General features: G+C 31.2%; 14 protein-coding genes. 2 read left to right on the forward strand and 12 right to left on the reverse strand.

Annotated elements, in window-relative coordinates:
- Positions 1–88: 88 nt before the first annotated feature.
- Positions 89–1,714, forward strand: a complete 1,626-nt coding sequence (locus Q4Q40_RS13800) for an ABC-F family ATP-binding cassette domain-containing protein (RefSeq protein WP_303302449.1) — start codon at positions 89–91, stop codon at positions 1,712–1,714.
- An 88-nt stretch (positions 1,715–1,802) separates the two neighbouring features.
- Here the strand turns inward: Q4Q40_RS13800 and Q4Q40_RS13805 are convergent, their stop codons facing one another.
- Complete coding sequence (locus Q4Q40_RS13805; RefSeq protein ID WP_303302450.1) at positions 1,803–2,042, reverse strand: putative signal transducing protein; 240 nt, start codon at positions 2,040–2,042, stop codon at positions 1,803–1,805.
- A gap of 291 nt (positions 2,043–2,333) precedes the next feature.
- Between Q4Q40_RS13805 and Q4Q40_RS13810 the strand changes: the two genes are divergently transcribed.
- Positions 2,334–3,110: a phage tail-like protein gene (locus tag Q4Q40_RS13810; RefSeq protein ID WP_303302451.1), complete on the forward strand. Its 777-nt coding sequence runs from the start codon at positions 2,334–2,336 to the stop codon at positions 3,108–3,110.
- Positions 3,111–3,260: 150 nt separating this feature from the next.
- Here the strand turns inward: Q4Q40_RS13810 and Q4Q40_RS13815 are convergent, their stop codons facing one another.
- The 11 genes from Q4Q40_RS13815 to Q4Q40_RS13865 all read right to left on the reverse strand — a co-directional run bounded on the left by Q4Q40_RS13815 (position 3,261) and on the right by Q4Q40_RS13865 (position 21,102).
- On the reverse strand, positions 3,261–4,061 hold the full coding sequence (locus tag Q4Q40_RS13815) for a phosphatase PAP2 family protein (RefSeq protein WP_303302452.1): 801 nt from the start codon (positions 4,059–4,061) through the stop codon (positions 3,261–3,263).
- Positions 4,062–4,116: 55 nt separating this feature from the next.
- On the reverse strand, positions 4,117–6,543 hold the full coding sequence (gene pheT, locus Q4Q40_RS13820; protein ID WP_303302454.1) for a phenylalanine--tRNA ligase subunit beta: 2,427 nt from the start codon (positions 6,541–6,543) through the stop codon (positions 4,117–4,119).
- 171 nt (positions 6,544–6,714) lie between these two features.
- Positions 6,715–7,602: a dienelactone hydrolase family protein gene (locus Q4Q40_RS13825; RefSeq protein ID WP_303302456.1), complete on the reverse strand. Its 888-nt coding sequence runs from the start codon at positions 7,600–7,602 to the stop codon at positions 6,715–6,717.
- Positions 7,603–8,988: 1,386 nt separating this feature from the next.
- A complete protein-coding gene (locus Q4Q40_RS13830; protein ID WP_303302457.1) occupies positions 8,989–9,723 on the reverse strand; it encodes a LytR/AlgR family response regulator transcription factor in 735 nt (244 codons plus the stop codon).
- A 2-nt stretch (positions 9,724–9,725) separates the two neighbouring features.
- Entirely contained in the window at positions 9,726–11,450 is a 1,725-nt protein-coding gene (locus tag Q4Q40_RS13835; RefSeq protein ID WP_303302458.1) for an ATP-binding protein, read from the reverse strand.
- Entirely contained in the window at positions 11,440–11,943 is a 504-nt protein-coding gene (locus tag Q4Q40_RS13840) for a hypothetical protein (protein ID WP_303302459.1), read from the reverse strand. The genes Q4Q40_RS13835 and Q4Q40_RS13840 overlap by 11 nt, the downstream gene beginning before the upstream one ends.
- A 766-nt stretch (positions 11,944–12,709) precedes the next feature.
- Positions 12,710–13,180, reverse strand: a complete 471-nt coding sequence (locus Q4Q40_RS13845; RefSeq protein ID WP_303302460.1) for a hypothetical protein — start codon at positions 13,178–13,180, stop codon at positions 12,710–12,712.
- A 27-nt stretch (positions 13,181–13,207) separates the two neighbouring features.
- Positions 13,208–14,812 (reverse strand): class I SAM-dependent methyltransferase, encoded by a 1,605-nt coding sequence (locus tag Q4Q40_RS13850; protein WP_303302462.1) that lies wholly within the window; start codon positions 14,810–14,812, stop codon positions 13,208–13,210.
- A gap of 90 nt (positions 14,813–14,902) precedes the next feature.
- Positions 14,903–17,314 (reverse strand): alpha-ketoacid dehydrogenase subunit alpha/beta, encoded by a 2,412-nt coding sequence (locus tag Q4Q40_RS13855; RefSeq protein ID WP_303302463.1) that lies wholly within the window; start codon positions 17,312–17,314, stop codon positions 14,903–14,905.
- Between the two features lie 163 nt (positions 17,315–17,477).
- Entirely contained in the window at positions 17,478–20,309 is a 2,832-nt protein-coding gene (locus Q4Q40_RS13860; protein WP_303302464.1) for a gluzincin family metallopeptidase, read from the reverse strand.
- A gap of 103 nt (positions 20,310–20,412) precedes the next feature.
- Positions 20,413–21,102, reverse strand: a complete 690-nt coding sequence (locus Q4Q40_RS13865) for an LOG family protein (protein WP_303302465.1) — start codon at positions 21,100–21,102, stop codon at positions 20,413–20,415.
- Positions 21,103–21,107 lie beyond the last annotated feature (5 nt).

Consider the following 21,107-nt stretch of genomic DNA (forward strand, 5'->3'; position numbering starts at 1 on the left):
AGGTGTATGTCAAGGAGTACCCTTATCAATATGTAAGTCTATCAAGATTTATTATAATAAAATTTCTGAGTAAATTAAAACAACTTTTATGCTATCAGTATCAAATCTTTCAGTTCAATTTGGAAAACGTGTTCTTTTTGATGAAGTAAATACAACCTTTAATAATGGTAATTGTTACGGAATTATTGGTGCCAATGGCTCGGGGAAGTCAACATTTTTAAAGATACTTTCTGGTAAGCAAGATCCAACATCTGGACATGTTTCTTTAGAATCTGGAAAACGTATGTCTGTTTTAGAACAGAATCATAATTTATATGATGCCCATACCGTTTTAGAAACCATTTTAATGGGGAATAAGCCTTTGTTTAAGATTAAATCTGAAATGGATGCTCTTTATGCAGATTATACGGATGAAAATGCCGATAAAATAGGGGAGCTTCAAGTAAAGTTTGAAGAAATGGATGGATGGAATGCCGATAGTAATGCAGCTGCTATGTTGTCTAATTTAGGTATTAAGGAAGAATTTCATTATACTTTAATGAGTGATTTGGATGGTAAACAAAAAGTGCGTGTTTTATTAGCACAAGCACTATTTGGTAACCCAGATGTTTTAATTATGGATGAGCCAACAAATGATTTAGATTATGAAACCATTTCATGGCTCGAAAATTTCTTAGCAAACTATGATAATTGTGTTATTGTTGTATCGCATGACCGTCACTTTTTAGATGCGGTATGTACTCATATTTCTGATATTGATTTTGGGAAAATAAACCACTTTTCAGGAAACTACACTTTTTGGTACGAATCGTCTCAGTTAGCTGCGCGTCAACGTGCACAGCAAAATAAAAAGGCAGAAGAAAAGAAAAAAGAATTAGAAGAATTTATCAGACGTTTTTCTGCTAACGTAGCAAAAAGTAAACAAGCTACCAGTAGAAAAAAAATGATTGATAAGTTAAATATTAATGATATAAAACCAACATCTCGACGCTATCCTGCCATTATTTTTGAGCGTGATAGGGAAGCAGGAGATCAGATTTTAAATATTGAAGGTTTAGCGGCATCTGCAGATGGAGAGACATTATTTAAAGAGATCGATTTAAATTTAACAAAAGGAGATAAAATAGTCGTTTTCTCAAGAGATTCTAGAGCAACATCGGCGTTTTATCAAATATTAAATAATAAAGAAAAGGCAGATGCAGGTAAGTTTGCTTGGGGTATAACTACAACACAATCTTATTTACCATTAGATAACAGTGCGTTTTTTGATAATGACTTAACTTTGATTGATTGGTTACGTCAATGGGCGCAAACAGAAGAAGAAAGGGAAGAAGTTAATATCCGTGGCTTTTTAGGGAAAATGATTTTTAGTGGGGAGGAAGCATTTAAGAAATCTTCTGTATTATCTGGAGGAGAAAAGGTACGTTGTATGCTATCTAGAATGATGATGACAAGAGCTAATGTACTTCAATTAGATGAGCCTACAAATCATTTAGATTTAGAGAGTATAACAGCTTTTAATAATTCACTTAAAAACTTTAAAGGCACTATTTTATTCACGACACACGATCATGAATTTGCGCAAACTGTTGCTAATAGAGTTGTAGAGTTAACACCTAACGGAGTTATTGATAGATACACGACGTTTGATGAATACATGCAAGATCCTAAAATTAAAGAATTGCGTAATAAAATGTATGCTGTTACCGTGTAACAATCTATAGTTTATAACAAGAGCATACATAGTCTTATCTGGAGTTTTACATAAATAATGTAAGATAAAACTTATTTTGTATTCTGTTTTACGATTTTAATTCAGCAGTTATACTTTCAATAATAGGAACAGCTTTGTCGAGCTCATCTTTATTTACAAAAACTTCTTGAAAACCAGGTACAATACCGCCACCAAAACCAGCTAAACGAGCAGATTCGGTTGGATCTTTAACAATAGGGTTAATGTTAACAATTTCTAACTGATTAACAATACGTTGAACAATTATAAGGTCTCCAGTAAATATTTTTATATAACTTGAATCTATCATCGTTGAAAGTATATAGGTGTCTTTTAAAGATACAAAATTATATTGTTATATAAAAATGAATTTATGTTAACTATTTGTTTTATAAGGTCTTATTGTGAATTTTTGTACGATTTATATCTTATTTTTAATAAGTAAATACGTTTAAAAAATGCTTTAATTTCCTTTGTTTTTCTGTAAAATTTATAGTGTTAGACGAATGGATGCATTTTAACGTATTTACTATGAGTTTGTTGTTCTGTTTTTTTTTTTTATTTATAATTGTTCGACTTATAACCCTAAATGATATTTATAATGAAAAAACCTACTCTAAGCTTTATCTTATATTGCTTTATTTCTATTACTTATGCTCAAGTTGGTATTGGAACTACAACGCCTGATGGCTCATCGGTTATGGATGTAGAAAGTACAGATAAGGGTCTACTGATTCCACGACTTACCAATAATCAGAAAAATAATATCCTTAACCCTGCAACTGGGCTTATGGTATATGATTTAACCAATAAGTGTACATCTGTAAATATTGGCCCTCCTTTTGCGCCTAATTGGGAGTGTTTAAATAAGACGGACAATTCAACAATACCTACCGTTATTGTTTCTAGTAACTCTTTGGTGATTGATACAACAAATGATAAACAATGGCTTGATGTACCAGACTTAAATTCTACGTTTACACTTTTAGAAGATGAAACCATTAAAATAGATTGGACCTTGTTTACTGGTCAAACATTAGCTTCAACGACTTCTGGCTTTGCTCAAATGTTTACCATCCTTGAAATTAACGGCGCTAATGATGTTAGATCGTCTAATTACTTGCCGATGGTTCACAACCCAGGAGGAAATAGTTTTAGACTTTTAATGAATAATTCTACATTTTCGCATGCTATCACCCTCAATGCTGGAGTTTACACGGTAAAGGTAAAAGTATACGCTGCGAGTTTCTTGGGTGCTACAGCGACTAGAAGTGTTAGTGTTGGCGCTCGGATTAGTAGTTGGGCAGGAGGAGACAACATGACATCACAAGAAATGTTAAATGCAGCATCAAACAAATTATTAATTACTTTTTTATAGAATGATATAAATTTATCATTAATAGTAAGGATCTAAAAAAGGCTAATTTAATATTAAATTAGCTTTTTAGATTTTTATCATTTATTCTTCAAAATTATTATTTGACGATTTGTTTTTAAAAGTTGAATATGTTGTTAAAAACACAAACAGTTAAAATACACCAACAACGCCAATTTTATTTCCTGTAAAGTTAAGTTTCCATGAAATACGATTCTTTTTTTTCACGGGATAATCATAAGCTTTAGTATTGAATAGAAATTTATCTACAGAGTCAACAACAACAATACTTAAGGCAGTACCTAAGGCAATGTCTGTGAGCCAATGAGCACCAGCAAATAATCTTGAAATGGGAGCTACTGAGCCCAATGTATATACCCCAACTTTAGACCAGGTGTTATCAAACTGTTTAGCAATGGCATGAGCCATGGTTATAGATAAAACAGTATGTCCAGATGGGAATGAATGAAATTCAGGTTCATTTGACCAAAACCTAAATTCTGTACTTTTATAACCATTCTCTGGACGAGCTCTACCAAAAGCAGTTTTGCTAAAGCTTTGTATGAGTCCTGTAGTGAACGAAGATGAAATAATTAATACACTTGTTTTTCTAATCGTTTCATTTTTTGTAAATAATCCAAAACCATACAATCCAGCATTTGCAATAAAATAGACTTGCGGGCTTCCAAACCGAGTACCAGCTTCTTGAAATATGTTTGGTACATTTGGTTCTTGACGAATTAAGAAAGCACTACTTTCATCGTCTATAGAAGAAAGCGCAAAAAGTCCTAAAGTTATAGCTCCTAAAGTTTTAAAATCTTTCTTTTTCCAATAAAAAGGTCTGGTAAAAGCATGTTTAACACCTAAAAAAGCTTGTTTAGCATCATGGCTTGCTAATCGACCTATGGAAGCGGTGTCTTTTGTTTTTTTTAAGCGTATTTTCTGTGCGCTCAAATTAAAAGAGACCAAACATATAACTATTAGAAAAAATTTTTTTTGTACTGATATCTTATCGCAATTCTGCACCAAGTTGCGTCTCAAAATTAGTTTGTAACTTATTCATAATTTTGTCTATTTGCTTATCTGTAAGGGTTTTGTTTTCGTCTTGTAATGTAAAACTAACAGCATAACTCTTTTTCCCTTTAGGTAGGTTTTTACCTTGATATACATCAAATAGATTGACATTTTTTAATAGTTGTTTTTCACTTTGTTTTGCTATTTTATAAATAGATTCGAAAGTTACTTTATCATCTAGTAATAAGGCAAAATCACGTCGTACTTCTGGGTACTTAGGGATTGCCTTAAATTTAATATTATTATGTTTGACTAATTCTAAAATAGCATCCCAATTAAAATTAGCAAACAAGACTTCTTGAGAGATATCAAAATGTTTTAATATCGGTTTTTTTATTAACCCAAAGTCCACTAATTTCTTTTTCCCTTGGCTTAATTCTAACCCTTCACTAAAAAAATCATTATTAACAGGTGTTTCATTAAATCTTGAAATACCAAGACGTTGAAGCACAGAGATAATAGCACCTTTAATAAAAAAGAAATCACTTTTTTTACTTGCGTTATGCCAATTCTCTGATGTTTGATTTCCTGTTATAAAAAGCGATAAATGTTTAAATTCTTCTCTTTTATCTCCAAAACCATGATATGTTTTACCGTATTCAAATAACTTTAAATCGGCACGTTTTCTATTGATGTTAAATGATATAGCTTCTAATCCAGAAAACAATAACGATTGTCTTAAAACAGATAAATCATTACTTAATGCATTTAGTATAGTAATATTATGTTCATCCTTTAACTGCTCGCTTAAAGCGGTATAATTTGGAGTGGTTAATGAATTGGAAAGAATTTCATAGAAACCTTGAGAGGCTAATTGATTGCCTATAATGTTTTGTATTTTATAATCTTCAAATTTAGACGTGCTGGAAATAGAAGCGTTTAATTTTTTGGTAGTATTTATATTGTTATATCCATACACACGCAAAATTTCTTCAATAATATCTGCTTCTCGTTGAACATCGTTTCTATAAGCTGGGACTGTTAAACCTAATCCTGTTTCGGTAACGTTGTTTACTTTTATATCTAATGATGATAAAATACGCTTAATGACCTCCTTTGGGATTTCTTCACCAATTAGTTTTTTAGCATTATCAAAACTTAACCGTACTTCAAAGTCTTTAATTTTTTTTGGATAAAGGTCAATTAAATCACTAGTAATTTTACCACCAGCTAGCTCTTGAATTAATAGTGCAGCACGTTTTAATGCATACTCAGTAATATTTGGATCGATACCGCGTTCAAATCTAAAAGAGGCATCTGTATTTAATCCGTGTCTTTTAGCAGATTTACGAATGCTTATAGGGTTAAAATAGGCACTTTCTAAAAAAATACTTGTTGTAGCTTCGGTAACACCAGAATCTATACCACCAAAAACACCAGCAATACACATGGGCTTTTCTGCATCACAAATCATTAAATCATCTTCATGTAATTCACGCTCTACGCCATCTAAGGTTGTAAATTTGGTTCCTGTAGCTAGTGTTTTTACTTCAATTTTATTACCAGAAATTTTTACAGCATCAAAAGCATGTAAAGGCTGTCCTAAATCGTGTAATACATAGTTTGTAGCATCAACAATATTATTTATAGGACTTAAACCAATAGCTTTTAGTCGGTGTTGTAGCCAAGTAGGGGACTTCTTTACTTTTAGTCCAGATATAGTAACACCACAATAGCGGGGTGCTAAATCTTTATTTAAAACATCAATATCAATTTTTAGGGTGCGGTTATCTATATTAAAAGAACTAACAGAAGGTGTTATAAGTTCTAAATTAATATCTTTTTGAACTAAACCAGCTTTTAGATCGCGGGCAGTTCCTAAATGACTCATGGCATCTGCTCTATTTGGGGTAAGCCCAATTTCAAATACCTGATCGTTTTCAATATCAAAAATATCAGCAGCAAGTGTTCCAACTTTAAGGGTATTATCTAAAACCATGATACCATCATGAGATTTTCCTAAGCCTAACTCATCTTCAGCACAAATCATTCCATGACTTTCTTCCCCTCGTATTTTACCTTTTTTTATGGTCCAAGAGTCGCCTTCTTCAGTATACAAAGTGGTTCCGATAGTTGCAACAGGCACTTTTTGTCCAGCAGCCACATTTGGAGCGCCACAAACTATTTGTAAAGGAGTTTCGCCTCCCATATTTACAGTTGTTATTTTTAACTTGTCGGCATTTGGGTGTTTAACACAGGTTAAAACCTCACCAATAACGATACCTTCTAGTCCTCCTTTAACAGATTGATAGGTTTCAATACCTTCTATCTCAAGACCTAAATCTGTAAGTAATTCACTAGTTTGTTCTGGTGTCCATTCAGTTTTTAAAAACTGTTTTAACCAATTGTATGAAATCTTCATAAACTATTGCTCTTTTAAGGGTGCAAAGATAAAATATTGAAGTTAGCATTCAAACATTGCTTTGTAATTTGTGAATTAAAAAGGATTAAATATTATCTTTTATTTGATAGGTACTGTGCTGTTATTTCGAATCATACAATCTATACTAGTTTTAATAATGCATTTTATAGACTAGCTTAATTTTTCTTTAAAAAAGTCTATAGTTCTACTCCAGGCTAAATTTGCAGCTTTTTTATCATAACGAGGTGTGGTGTTATTATGAAACCCATGATTGACACCAGGATAAAAATGTACTTTATAGTCTATATTATTGGTTTTAAGTACAGCTTCAAAATCAGGCCAACCAGCATTAACTCTGGTATCTAATTCGGCATATTGCAATAACAGTGGTGTTTTTATTTTGGCAGCATCTTCATCACTAGGTTGTCTGCCATAAAAAGGAACTGCAGCTAAAAGTTCGGGAACTCTAACTGCCAGCATATTGGATATCCAACCACCAAAACAAAATCCGACAATACCAATCTTTCCATTGCAGTGTTCATGAGATTTTAAATATTCAAAGGCAGCAATAAAGTCTTCGAGCATCTCATTTCGGTCGCGCTTTTTTTGTAAAGCTCTGCCATCATCATCGTTTCCTGGGTAACCGCCTAATGGTGTTAAAGCATCTGGAGCTAGTGATATAAATCCATCTAAGGCTGTGCGTCTGCCTACGTCTTCGATATACGGATTTAGACCTCTGTTTTCATGAACCACAATAACACCTGGAAGTTTGGTATTTGTGTCGTTGGGTTTAGACAACAACCCGCGAATTGAACCTCCACCTTTTGGAGAATTGTAGGTAATATAATCTGAATGTAACCTCGGATCATTCTGTTTTACTGTTATAGTATCTTTGTAATTGGGCGACATGAAGCTTAAAAGTGATGCTACTGTGATACCGCCTATGGCATAGGTAGATAATTTTTCTATAAATTGACGTCTGCCAATTTCGTTATGTGCATAATCATCATATAAATCAAAAACGTCCTGACTTATGGCTTCCTTTTTTAGTGGTTTCATGGGTATGAATTTGCTTAAGCATCTAATTTAACAAATAATAATGGAATATAAAACCTGCTAGTATTTTGTATATAAGTGGGAATGGGGAATTAATGTTCATTAAATGTAGACACTATATTTTTTAATAATTAGGATCTGTTTATTACACATGTTTTGTTGTTGAACACCTCTGTTAATTTGGGTAGTTAGGTTGGGTGAGTCAAAATAACAAAATTCGATTGTTGCTTCTAAAGGCAATATGAAACTGACAAAAACCTGTGTTGATCGGAGCCGAAGTATACTCTTATGGCTTGCCTCAGATCTGTCTGCTGGCAAAGGCAGGGAGAGATAGTCAATTTTAAGAATTTTTTTTAAAATTTTCTCCCTTTTCGTTAAGTTTCCTAATTCATTTTATTGGTCTCAAATGGAGTTAAAACTATGTACTTTAGTGCATGTCGCTTTCAGCTTCTAAAAACTTTTGACACGAACCAGCCTGCCGGCTGGCAGGTTTCACGAATTCACACAAATTCAGTTTTACCATATTTCACGAAGCAGACTTTCAGTCTGCCAAAACGAACCTATGGACTGGAAGTCCATAGGAGTAGTAGTTTAGTCAAATAACATTTCATAATATAGATATGTTTCATAATTTATTTTCAATAGATTTAGATTATGGTATAATGAAATACCGTATGCTATGATCGTAAATGTTATGAGAAATAAGTAAATCTCTTTCAATTCAATAAATTTTAGACAAAGTATAAAGCCTATAATACCTATGTAAAAGAACAACTTTGCCAAGTCTATTCTATGAGCGATACTAGCAGTAGGATCTTGATAAATAATATTTATCATTAGTAAACTTGCCGTTAATAAGAATAATACTAAGGTGATGTTTTTTGTTTTCGTTTGCATTATTCTCGAAATGTTAGGCGATAATTTAGATTTAAAGCTGTTTGATATTAACACTTAATATGATTTCGAAGTATTTGTAGATATTGCTAACTCAGTATTATAATCTGTTACTAAATCTAATTGTTCATAGATGTTACCAAAGGGAATATCTAGATTTATTTTATAAGAAAAAGTTTCAGAAAATTATGATAATCTTTTAATATTCATGTCATATTCGTTTTAGGGATTACTATGAAACTATTTAAATTTTGCTTTTCAGATTCCACCTGCAACCATGCATTGATTGATGCGTTAAAAAGCTGCTTATTATGAGTTCTTTAGTATAAAGGTGCTGAAAATATTGATACTTAAATTATATATGTAGATATGCGTATATATTGAGGTGATAAACGTACTTGTTTGTATGTGCGAACGTAATGCACAGAATTGTGCAATTTAGTTATTTGCACAGATGGAGAATAATAGTATAAAAGCAATAAAAATGAAAAATAATTATGTTATAATTCCATAACGATGAATTAATTTTTTTTTAAATCGCTCACTTATGGAGGCTTGAAATCCAGGGCTTAAATAAACAGTGTTTTCTGAAAGATTGATTTCTGTTATTTTATCAAAATTGATTAAGAATTTTCTATGGATTTGCTCAAAATTTTTATCCAATAGCATTTCTTTAATTTTTGATAATGACTTTTTAATAACGTGGTTTTGGTTTGATGTGTATAAAGTACTATAGTTTTCTTCAACTTCTACATATTCTATTGTATCAAGAATGACTTTACATATTTTATCTTGTTTTTTTATAAGCAGGTAATCGGGTGTTAATAAACCTGTGTTTGATCTTAATGCGTTTTTTTGTTCAAAATGTTTCTCTATAACTAATTCAATAGAGTATTGTAATTCCATAACATTAAATGGTTTTAACAAATAAGTAAAGGGCTTCGTTAATTTTGCTTGGTCAAAAACAGCTCTGCTTTGCATACTTGTAAGAAAGAAAAAAGGAATAGGAGTAGGGGTAGACTGAATATGTTTTGCGAATTCAATCCCATCTAACTTACCATTTATACTTATATCTAAAATAGCCAAATCAAAAAGAGAAGATGCTAAAGTGTCTTTTGCTTTTTTTATGGTATTAGCTAGAGTAATATTATAATCTTTAGATAAGAGATTGATAATATTTTGAGAGTCTGCAATAGTGTCTTCTAATAAAAGAATATGAAGTGATTTCATTTTTAGATTTCTTGTATGGGGAATTTTAAAAAAACAGTTATTCCTACATCTGGATTATTTACTATTTTAAAGGTACCATTATTTTTTGTTATAAGTGTTTTACTTAATTGCAAACCAATACCTAAACCTTTAGATTTTTCTATTTTCTCAACAGTTAATGCCTCATAATTATTAATTACATCTAAAATAGTAGGAGACATTCCAACACCAGTATCTTTAATTTTAAGAATAAATTCTTTATCTAAAATCGAGGTTTCTATGCTAATTTTACCTCCTTTTTGCGTATATTTAATAGCATTATCAATTAAATTCCTAAAAGCAATTTTAAATAATTCTTTATCTAAAAGCACTAATGCATCAGAGTTTTTATGGATTGTAACTAATTCAATATTCTTAGTAATAGCGAGGGGTTTAAAATCAAATAAAATAGCATCTATTAAAATTTCTATTGGATGTGCTTCGGGCATAAATAATAATTGATCATTTTGCTGTAAAGCCCAATTAAGGATATTATCTAATACTTGAGATGTACTTTCAGAGATAGAAGTATTTTCATTGTTTAATAGTATAGCTGCTTCCGTATCATTAATATTTAACAATTCTGATAAATTTTTATGATTGTTTTTTAATAAATTCACAGATGTTCTTAAGTCATGAGATATCACTGATAACAAATAATTTTTTGTTGTATTTAATTTCTCTAATTGTTGTTTTTGTGTGTTTATAAGTTTATGCTGCTTTATCTTAATTCTGTACAAGAAAAGCAAGGTTGCTAAAAAAAGAAATACAATAATAAATGAGATGGCAAATAATTGTACGCGTCCCTTTTGTTTTTTGGCAATCTCCTTTTGAATAAATATTTCTTTATCCTTAACAGCTACGGTAATTTGTTTGTCTTTTTCTAGAAGCTCAGAAATTTTATCCCGATTCCAAAGAGAATCTCTCCATTTTCCATATTCAATGTAATAATCAACACTTTTTTTATAGTGTTTTCTATTTTTTTCTACAACAGCCATATTTTTGGCAGTAGCTTGTTTTGCTTCTATATTTGAAAATAACTTTGCTAAAGTATAAGCTTTATTAAAATAGGAAATTGCTTTATTATCTTTATATTGTTGATAATACAAATTGCCTAAATCTAGTTTAGCGTATATAGCACTTAAGGTATCTTTTGTGTTTTGAGCAATGCTTAATTCTTTAAGTAAGAATTTTTCAGATTCTGGATACTTTTTTAAATGCAAATAGCAGATGCCAACATTGTGATACATTCTTTTTAATGTATGACTACTTTGAATTTTATTATAATTAATGACTACATTATAATGATGTAAAGCTTCTTCATATTTGTTGTTATTTAAAGCAATATTTGCCAAATTATAATCTACAAGATATTTGTAGGGAAACGTACTAGAGATTGTCTTTAGTTTTTTTTGAGCTATGGAAAAGAATTTCTTTTCATAAGCATTTACACCATGAATATAGTTTAAGTAATCAGTTATTTCAGATTCTTCTATAAAATCATTTAATGCCTGACTACTATATAAAAAAGCGGAATCTTTTTTTTTTTCAAAAAAGAAAGTATGCGCTTTATGAAAATTTGTGTATTTTCCTTTGCATACTTTCTTAATGCTATTTTCTAAAGCAAAATGATCTTCATTTTTTTGAGAAAATACACAGCATGGCAGTAAAAATAAAATCAATAACTTTTTAAGTTTATTAATTTTCATCAGATCTTACTGTTGTTACTGTTCCTCTATCGGTTTCTGGATCCGTATTATTCAATTTAACAATAATAGCCTCTGCGGATTGAAAGTTTTTAGATAAAAAGCTATAATTGAATTGAATATGATATAGGTCGTAATCTTCATTAACTTTAGTTTCACTATCGTATACAACACTAAAAGTTCTACATAGTAAAATTTCATTTGGTTTATTTACAGATGTACTGATATTGCTTACTCCATTATAATTTAAGAAAAGTGTTTTTTCATTATTTAAAAATAAACCACTACTTAAAGGGGTACAGCTATTTTGAAGACTTATGACCGATAACGGGACACGAGCGATAATATTTACGGTATATGCGCCTTCTGTTTGAGTTTTATAAATAGAAACTAAAGGTTCACTGGATGTATAGACAGATTTAATAGGGGTATCATTTAATTTGTTACTGAAATTTAGGGTAATAGAGATTCCAGCTAATGTAGTTACGTTTTTCATTATTTTATTTATTTTAAAAAAAATTAGTTTATTTTAATAGTTGTAATCAACATTAAAATTGTAAAGATATATACTCTTTAAACATCGATCTGCAATTTTTTGAAAGATGTTTTTGATATGTTAATTGTTGAATTCAACTTCAAATTTTTAAATGGTCTATTTCTAAGTATGTAAGGTATGGAGAACTTCTGGGATTATAATAATTTTTCACTTTTCCTTGAGTAAAAAGTTCTGTTGTGGAAGGAATGATTGATTAATGATTGGTGATGAAAAAAATAAAAATCACTGGATAATAAAACAAGATTGTAACTCATTTTGAAGATTTTAGGGGTTAAATATTATTGTTGATTATAAATACTTATACAAGACAAAGGGTAGGAAGAGGGAAGAATTTTTGGGTTTGTACTAAACCAAAATAGTGTTTTAACTTTTGAATCTTATTGATTAAATGTTAAAACTTGTTTTGACGTTATATCGTAAAAACACCAAATTTTCATAAGCTACTATATGCTCGGTTTATTATTTTGTAGAGTAATTTATGTTGTAATTATCCCTTAATTTTATAAACCAATCTTGTCCGATTTATTCTATAAATATAGAATAAGTTTTTGAATTACGAAAACTTAAATTTCTCTTTTGAGAGTATTGACTCATGGTGTCATTGCCTTTTTAGAGTTTGTTCTTAATAATCGGGTTCAAGCGAAATCTGATACTGCTTAATGATATTCATTTGACCTATTTTGATCTTATACGAAGGTGTTTTATATTATAAGTCATCTAGCATTAGATTATAATCATACTGCAAATCTTCATGAAATGTTAATACTATTTTTTTTGCTAAAAGTATCTGCCTGTTATACATGTTCTGTAGTTGTACGCTCCTGCTTATACTAGGGGAGAAGTCTTTTAGTTTTTGACAAAAATAAAGTAACAGTTCTACTTCTGTTTCTTTGTTCTGTGAATAGCGAACATATTTTTTTATATTTCTTAAAATTTTCCGAACGCTTTTTCTAATATAGAAGTAGCTATCTCTGTTTATTAATTCGAATTCATTATCCACATAGCTTTTTACACTTTCTATATACCCAGATTCATTTTGAGATTCAAACAATAAATAGGTTAGGAGTTCTTTATTTTCTTTTTTAAATCTAGATAAACGAAGACAAAGTTCTTGTATTTCTAGTGTTGAGAGTGTTTTTAGTTCTTGTTTGATCTCTTTAAGCGTTACTGCTTTCATTAATTTCTTATAAGATTAAAATTTTTATTAATTTCCTTTTAATAGATTAACACTTACTGTGGCTAATTCATTATTTGGAAAGGTAGTGAAATATTGAGGGTCTGGATGTAAACCAGCTTCTAAAACTATTTTATTAAAAACTGCTACTTCTAAAATATATTGATCGCTATAGCCATGTGTTGCATCATAAGCCGTCGCAGGAGTCTTGCCTAAGTTATTGGCTGTTAATTTAGGGTTTATGGTGTGTAATTCTATAATTAATAACCCAAAGCGTTCTATGTAGGTCTTCCATTTTTGAAAGTGTTCTAATAGGGAATCTTCAACTAAATTGTTACTAATATGTTTTCCTTGATAGGCATACGCTCCAGATGAATTGCTACTTCTATTTGTCGGTTTTCGTGGTGCTTCCCAAATTCGGTTGTGATCTAAAAAGGTTCTCACATTTAGCAAGTCTTTTAAATTGATATTGTAATCTTCCTTTAAATCTTTAGCCAATAAGTCTGGTCTGCCTATGTCGCCCCAAATTACTTTGGCCCAAATATCGGCTTTAATTAAATTTGCCCTGGTTACTTTTAATGCTGCTTGATTAAAATCGGCACCAACTAATAATAATGGGTAGGCATCAAGCATTTTGCCTCTTAGCGTTTTATACTCAATAACATCAAAAATATGCTGTATAAAAGCACCATTGCCACACCCCATATCTAGAATCCCTTTTGGTTGCTCGTCAATAGGTTTGTTGAATAGTTCGATAATGATGTTGTCTATTATCTTGAAGTAAGTAGAGTGCGCACCTCCGCTTCCCCAAACATTCATTTCTCTATCTACATGTTTTTCAGTTTCATCTAATAGCTCTGTTTTTAAAAGGAATGGATTTCCAAACAAGAGGTCGTTTAGTTTGACAAATGTTGGTAAATATGAGACTGTTACCCCATAAGCACTGGCTCGTTTAGCAAAAAATAAACCTTCATCTGTAAATTGATAGGTGTCTTTCTTTTTGGTAAACCACCCTAAATGAGATAAAAAGTCAAGGATTTTCTTAAAACTCTCTGGGTTTTTATGATATTCCTGGGCTCTAAATGAAGCCTCCATGAAGTATTTATGAAAAAAACCATTCATGCCTAATAATACAATGATTGGAGCTGCTATAACGCCTTCAATATGTTTTATAATTTGATATTCTACAGTACTTTCTTCTATAGTTGATACACCAAAGTTATGTTTGTGCTTTTTAAATATTTTTTCTAAAGCATTAAAAGCATCTGGGCCAATACGTTCTTTAGGAAATTTAACAGAATAATTTAAAAGGTTAACAGCGTCTTCGTATAAAGGTGTTAGCTTAAAGGCTTTTTTACTTAGCTTATTTACCTCAAAGCTTACAGTGTTATTTGTATTATCAACATGTTGTGTTAACCAGCCTTGGGCACATAATATGCGTAAACCTATATTAAGATAGCCGCTATTGGCGTTGAATTTTTTAGCTAGATCTTGAAGGTTTCCTTTTTTATGTTCTAATAAATATGATAACACCCCATTTTTATGTAATGTATAAGCGGTAGTTGCTGTAGCAATACCGTCAAGGTGCCTAAAAATGGTAGCTCGAAGTTTTTCTTTATCTCGCTTGGTTAACATGCTTTTAAATTGTTTCTACTATAAATATAGAAATAAAAAACCTTTCAATTTAGGTACTGAAAGGTTTAAAATAAAAATATGTGTTTTTTATTATCGCAGTTTTGGAAAACCAGCGGGATTCGCTTCATGCATGATATCGTATACAGCTTCAAAAATATCTTCAGCAGAAGGTTTAGAGAAATAATCGCCATCATTTCCATAGGCAGGTCTGTGTGCCTTGGCTGTAAGTGTTTTTGGTTGTCCATCGAGATATTGATACGCATTTTGAATGTTTAATATTTCATTCAAAATATATGCTGAAGCTCCTCCAGGAACATCTTCATCAATTACCATAACACGGTTTGTTTTTGAAATGCTCTTTGCTATGTCATGGTTTAAGTCGAAAGGTAATAATGATTGCACATCTATAACTTCTGCATCAATCCCAATTGCTAAAAGATCTTTTGCTGTTTGCTCAACAATACGTAAGGTCGATCCATAAGATACTAAAGTAATATCGGTGCCTTCTTTAACGGTTTCAACAACGCCGATAGGTGTTTTAATGCTGCTTAAGTTGTTTGGCATTATTTCTTTTAATCGATACCCATTAAGGCACTCAACAACAATAGCAGGATCGTCTCCTTGTAAAAGAGTGTTATAAAACCCAGCAGCTTTAGTCATATTTCTTGGAACCAGAACGTTTACGCCTCTTACTAAATTTAAAATACCGCCCATTTGAGACCCTGAGTGCCAAATACCTTCAAGTCTGTGTCCTCGGGTTCTTATTATTAAAGGTGCTTTTTGTTTGCCTTTTGTTCTGTAATGAACTGTTGCTAAATCATCACTAATTATCTGTAGAGCATATAGAATATAGTCAAGGTATTGAATTTCTGCAATAGGTCTTAAACCACGTAATGCCATGCCTATACCTTGCCCAAGAATGGTAGCTTCTCGTATCCCACTGTCTGCTACACGTAATTCACCATGCTTTTCTTGCAGACCTTCTAAACCTTGATTTACATCTCCAATTTTACCTGTATCTTCACCAAAAATAAGTGTTTCTGGGTGGTTACTGAAAATGGCATCAAAGTTATCACGTAGAATGATGCGCGCATCTACTAGAGCGGCATCTTTATTATAAGTTGGTTTTACTTCTTTTATAAGAGTGTTAGATCTATTGGTTTCAGAATATAAATGCGAGCTAAATTCAGGCTGAACATTTTTAAAGAAGTTATTAACCCAATTACTAAGTTGTTGTTTTTCTGTAGATGTTTCTCCTATTACATACCTTAAAGCTTTTCTGGCACTTGATAAAATATCTTTTCTGGTAGGTTCATCTATATGAGCTAAACCTTCTTTGATTTTAGATATAAACACATTATTTACGCTAGATGAAGCTACTTGTGTTAATATAGAAATTAGCTCTTGTTTTTCTTTTAAAATAGGATTTAAATAGGCATTCCATGCTTTTTTCTTGGCTTCTCGAACGTCCTTTTTAATAGTTCTTTCGATTTTTATAAGCGTTTCATTTGTAGCAATACCACTTTCTATAATCCATTCACGCAATTTTAAATTGCAATCGTGTTGTGTTTCCCATTCTAATCGCTTGGCGTCTTTGTACCTTTCATGGGAACCAGAAGTCGAGTGACCTTGCGGTTGTGTTAATTCTGATACATGAATTAATACAGGTACATGCTCATTTCTGGCAATAGTGGAAGCTTCTTGATACGTTTCCATAAGGTTTGCATAATCCCAACCTTTAACGCGTAGTATTTCGTAGCCTTTATGTTTATCATCTCGTTGAAACCCTTTTAGGATTTCAGATATATTTTCTTTAGTTGTTTGGTGTTTAGCATGTACTGAGATACCATATTCGTCATCCCAAATACTAATGACCATAGGGACTTGTAAAACACCAGCAGCATTAATAGTTTCAAAAAACAAACCTTCACTAGTACTCGCATTTCCTATAGTACCCCAGGCTACTTCATTCCCATTAACAGAGAACTTCTTTGTGTCTATATTATCAACATTTCTAAAGATTTTTGAAGCTTGCGCTAAACCTAGCAAACGAGGCATTTGAGCTGCCGTAGGAGAGATGTCTGCACTTGAGTTATATTGCTTTGTGAGATCTTTCCAGTCACCGTCTTTATTTAAACTATGTGTGACAAAATGCCCACCCATTTGGCGACCAGCAGACATAGGTTCTAGCTCTAAATTGGTATTAGCATATAAGCCAGCAAAAAACTGCTCAATAGTTAATTCGCCAATAGCCATCATGAATGTTTGATCTCTATAGTAACCAGATCTCCAATCTCCTTTTAAAAAAGCCTTAGCCATAGCTAATTGTGGTACTTCTTTGCCGTCTCCAAAAATTCCAAACTTTGCTTTGCCTGTTAAGACTTCACGTCTTCCTAATAGACTACATTCACGACTTTGAGTAGCAATTTTGAAGTCGTTTATAACTTCTGCTTTAAAATCGTCAAATGATATATCGTTTTTTGTTTTTGGAATTGTTTGCATTTGGCTGTGCTTTTTGCTCGTGCAAAAGTAGAAAAAAAATGTCGTTTTTGCAATTATATAGGTATCTAAATTATTGAGGTATTGTTAAAAATAACCAAAAAAAAGAAGTTAAAATGATTATTTCGTAATAAAAATGACTAAAAAATGAATTTTATTTAAAATATTAGTACCAGCGTCTTCTAAATAAACCTAAAAGCACTTGTGGGTCTACAGTAAATTTAAATCTGATTTTTTCATCGTAATTAGGTTGATCTATTTCCCAACCAAGGTTTGAATATACAGGAAGATAAATTTCGAAATAGTCTGTAACCAGATTAATTCTTATACCAGAATCGTATACAAAATGAGGGTCGCTAAACTTGTTTTTAACAAATCCGAGGTCTCCATATGCTAATACATATTTCCATAATGTCGTGCTCGTGTTAAGCGTTGTAATCCATTGGTTTGCAAAAGGCGTTTCTAGTTTAGATTTAAATCCACCTTCTGCTGCTATATATTGCTGACTAAAGATACCTGAATCTTCAGAACGTCCTAAATATGGGTAGTCAAATAAATAATCTGTTGGTCTGTCTAACGCAAAACTGAAATAATCTGAGATTATATCTGTTTTATTTTTTAAAAAAGCGCCAGCAAATATGCGTAAATTTAATTGCCTGTTGCTTTGGAATAAACGTCTGTACTCATAGTTAAAAGCAATTTTGCTAAATTTTTCACCAACTTGAAAATCGGTATACCATTTATTAAAGTTTATTAGATTGTCGTTCGAGTTTTGATAGCGAATATTAAAAACCTTATAGTTAGGCCTGAAAATAGGGGAGATATTATTTGTGTCTTCATCTCTTTTAATGTCTAAATACCTAAATCTTAAGAACTGTCTTTTGTTTGAGCGAAAATCATCATCTCTTCTAAATGATAATGTTATTGAGGGTTTTATTTGTCTAACAAATAGATCTTCGGCATAAGATGTATAGCCTCCAACAATTCCGTAATTAAGAGCAAATAGGTTGCTGTTTTCAAAATAATGTGTTTTTGATATGGCCGCAGAGCCTGTTAGAGACCTAGATTTAAAGGCATACGATGGCTCAATTTTATATTTAAGAAGTTTTCTTAAAAGCGTTGTGTTATAGGCGCGCATTCCCAGAGTAAATCCATCATAAATGTTGTTGAATTCTGCAATTGGCATAAGGAACACTTGATTGTAGTAAGGATCCTCAACATCTTTGAAAAGCCTAAATTGTAATGGTTTGTTATTAAAAAAGAAGCCTTTTAATGATTTCCAATTATCTCTTGTGTTGATTTCGGGAACTATATTTTCGTAATTTAAAACAAGCTTATCGACATTGTTTCTGGGGATTGTAAGGGTTTTATTTTTTGTAATATTTTCTATCCATATTTTTGAGGTAATACTATCTTTGCTAAAAGTGTACAAAGAAATAGGCATGTTATTATCTCTTTTGTTCTTTATGGTAAGGGTTATGGAATCTTTGGTTTTAATGACCTTTTTTATTTTGAAATCTATTTTTTTACGAGTGGTTAGGTAATCTTTAAAAAACCAATCGATATCTTTATCGGTTTTAGATTTTAAATGTGTTTCAAAGTCTTTAGTAGTGGTTTGTTTTAATTTATTTTCAGACAAAAATGATGTAATGCTCGTTTCTAATATTTGACTGTTTATAAAATCATCTAAATATTTGAGTCCAATACCTGCTTTATATTTGTTAGCAATATTGGTGTTAAACTTAAGCAAAGAATCTTTTCGCATGGTGAGCGGCTGGTCTATATTTGTTCTTGCAGCAGACATGGCAGCTAGCGTGTATTTGCCATTAAATTTCATGTCTGAAATATGAAAAGATTTAATCCCCCAGAAATCGGCCATAGCACCAAGAAACTTCATGTCTGGATAATATTCTTCAACATAATTCATTAAATAATAAATCTGTATGGCATCCAGAAACCACTGTTCTTTCCTTGGGTTTACTAATAGTGTATTTTCTAAATAATTACGTAATGTGATTTTTAATAATTTAAGCTCGTATTGAAAATTACCAGGATATGTTTTTATAAATTTTGGTAAAAAATTCACACCATAAACTGGGTCTTTTGCATTGTCAATTTCTGTTATTAAAAGTCTTTTGTGTGGATAATCTCCAAAATTTTTCAGAATAAATTTTGTGACTTTTTCTGTAATGATAACTTTTTCTATAACATCTAAACCTTCGTCATCTATGTTAGAAACTATAGAAAAGTCACCAGATTGTATGGTATTGAAATTTGAGCCTTTGCTTAAAAATAATTTATTGCTATTTCTGTTTTTTCCTTGAAGCTTAACTATTTGTTTATTAGGTAATTGTGTTTTTTTGATTAAATCTAATTCTGAAGTTAAAACATAGGTGTTAGGATGCTCAATTTCTAGTGTGACATCTGATTCAGGTATGAACAGATCGTCTAAATTTTTATTACTATAATATTGCCATTCGCCATTATAAATTGCGGGTGTAATATACCAATATCTTAAATTTAAATTACCAGAATCTGTTATGCCATAACTTGTGAATTTAGCATTTGGAATTTGAACGATATATTCTAAATCAATACTGTAAGTACTATTTGGTTTTAAGGGTTTTTTTAATTCAACCTTAATAATATCTATTTGATCTTCTAGTTGTTGAAATGTTAAATTGTCATGACCTTGTTTAATGGAAGTGATAATAGAAAAACCTCTGTCCTTATTTTTTGCTAAATGAAAATCATTTTTGTATTCATCTGCTATTCTTATGGCTAATGGTGTTTTTTTTGTTGAAAAACTATTATTCCAATCGTTTAGATAAATGGTTTGTAATTCATCTTGTGTCGTATTGTGGTATTGAATAGTTTGTGATATTTTGATTTGTTTGTTTTCAATATCAAAAATAGCCTTTAGGTCAATCTTATTTTGACTGAAGCTTGTAAAGCATATTAGTATATTAATAATGCAATTAAAAAAGCGTAATTTCAATTTACAAAATATTTAAAGATTAATAATTCATAGTAAAAATTGCGTTCTAAAATTTACCAATATCTCGATCCTAAAGTCTTTAGTCGTAAAAAAGTTATGATTTTTAAAAATTAGGACTTAAACCAGATTCTTTATAGAATAAATCAAGAATCTCTATAACTTCATCTTCGGTATCTACCAAATGAATTAAATCTAAATCTTTGGCGCTTATGTTTGAAAATGAATCTAGTAATGTTTTTTTAACCCAGTCTAATAATCCTTCCCAGAAATCTGTTCCTACTAGAATAATTGGAAACTTTCCAATTTTATGTGTCTGTATAAGTGTTAAGGCTTCAAAAAGTTCGTCTAAAGTACCAAAGCCGCCAGGCATGACAACAAAGCCTTGAGAGTATTTTACAAACATCACTTTTCGGACAAAGAAATAATCGAAATCTAAGCTCTTGTCTTGGTCTATATATGGGTTGTCATGTTGCTCGAAAGGCAAATCAATATTTAAACCAACAGAGGTGCCGCCAGCTAAGTGGGCTCCTTTATTACCAGCTTCCATAATTCCAGGACCGCCGCCAGTTATAACACCATATCCAGCTTCTACGATTTTTTTTGCTACTTTTTCTGCTAGTTGATAGTATTTGTTTTCTGGTTTTGTTCTGGCAGATCCAAAAATAGATACGCAGGGACCTATTTTACTCATCTTTTCAAAACCATTAACAAATTCTCCCATTATTTTAAAAATGGCCCAAGAATCGTTTGTTTTTATTTCATTCCATCCTTTATGATGCTTTTCGTTTCTCATAGATC

The organism is Flavivirga jejuensis (assembly GCF_030540765.1).
GTDB classification, from domain to species: Bacteria; Bacteroidota; Bacteroidia; order Flavobacteriales; family Flavobacteriaceae; genus Flavivirga; species Flavivirga jejuensis.

What these genes read in the sequence shown, in the direction of transcription:
- Q4Q40_RS13800 (WP_303302449.1), top strand. Translation starts at nt 89, where the DNA reads ATGCTATCAGTATCAAATCTTTCAGTTCAATTTGGAAAACGTGTTCTT.
- Q4Q40_RS13805 (WP_303302450.1), bottom strand. Translation starts at nt 2,042, where the DNA reads ATGATAGATTCAAGTTATATAAAAATATTTACTGGAGACCTTATAATT.
- Q4Q40_RS13810 (WP_303302451.1), top strand. Translation starts at nt 2,334, where the DNA reads ATGAAAAAACCTACTCTAAGCTTTATCTTATATTGCTTTATTTCTATT.
- pheT (WP_303302454.1), bottom strand. Translation starts at nt 6,543, where the DNA reads ATGAAGATTTCATACAATTGGTTAAAACAGTTTTTAAAAACTGAATGG.
- Q4Q40_RS13825 (WP_303302456.1), bottom strand. Translation starts at nt 7,602, where the DNA reads ATGAAACCACTAAAAAAGGAAGCCATAAGTCAGGACGTTTTTGATTTA.
- Q4Q40_RS13830 (WP_303302457.1), bottom strand. Translation starts at nt 9,723, where the DNA reads ATGAAATCACTTCATATTCTTTTATTAGAAGACACTATTGCAGACTCT.
- Q4Q40_RS13835 (WP_303302458.1), bottom strand. Translation starts at nt 11,450, where the DNA reads ATGAAAATTAATAAACTTAAAAAGTTATTGATTTTATTTTTACTGCCA.
- Q4Q40_RS13840 (WP_303302459.1), bottom strand. Translation starts at nt 11,943, where the DNA reads ATGAAAAACGTAACTACATTAGCTGGAATCTCTATTACCCTAAATTTC.
- Q4Q40_RS13845 (WP_303302460.1), bottom strand. Translation starts at nt 13,180, where the DNA reads ATGAAAGCAGTAACGCTTAAAGAGATCAAACAAGAACTAAAAACACTC.
- Q4Q40_RS13850 (WP_303302462.1), bottom strand. Translation starts at nt 14,812, where the DNA reads ATGTTAACCAAGCGAGATAAAGAAAAACTTCGAGCTACCATTTTTAGG.
- Q4Q40_RS13855 (WP_303302463.1), bottom strand. Translation starts at nt 17,314, where the DNA reads ATGCAAACAATTCCAAAAACAAAAAACGATATATCATTTGACGATTTT.
- Q4Q40_RS13865 (WP_303302465.1), bottom strand. Translation starts at nt 21,102, where the DNA reads ATGAGAAACGAAAAGCATCATAAAGGATGGAATGAAATAAAAACAAAC.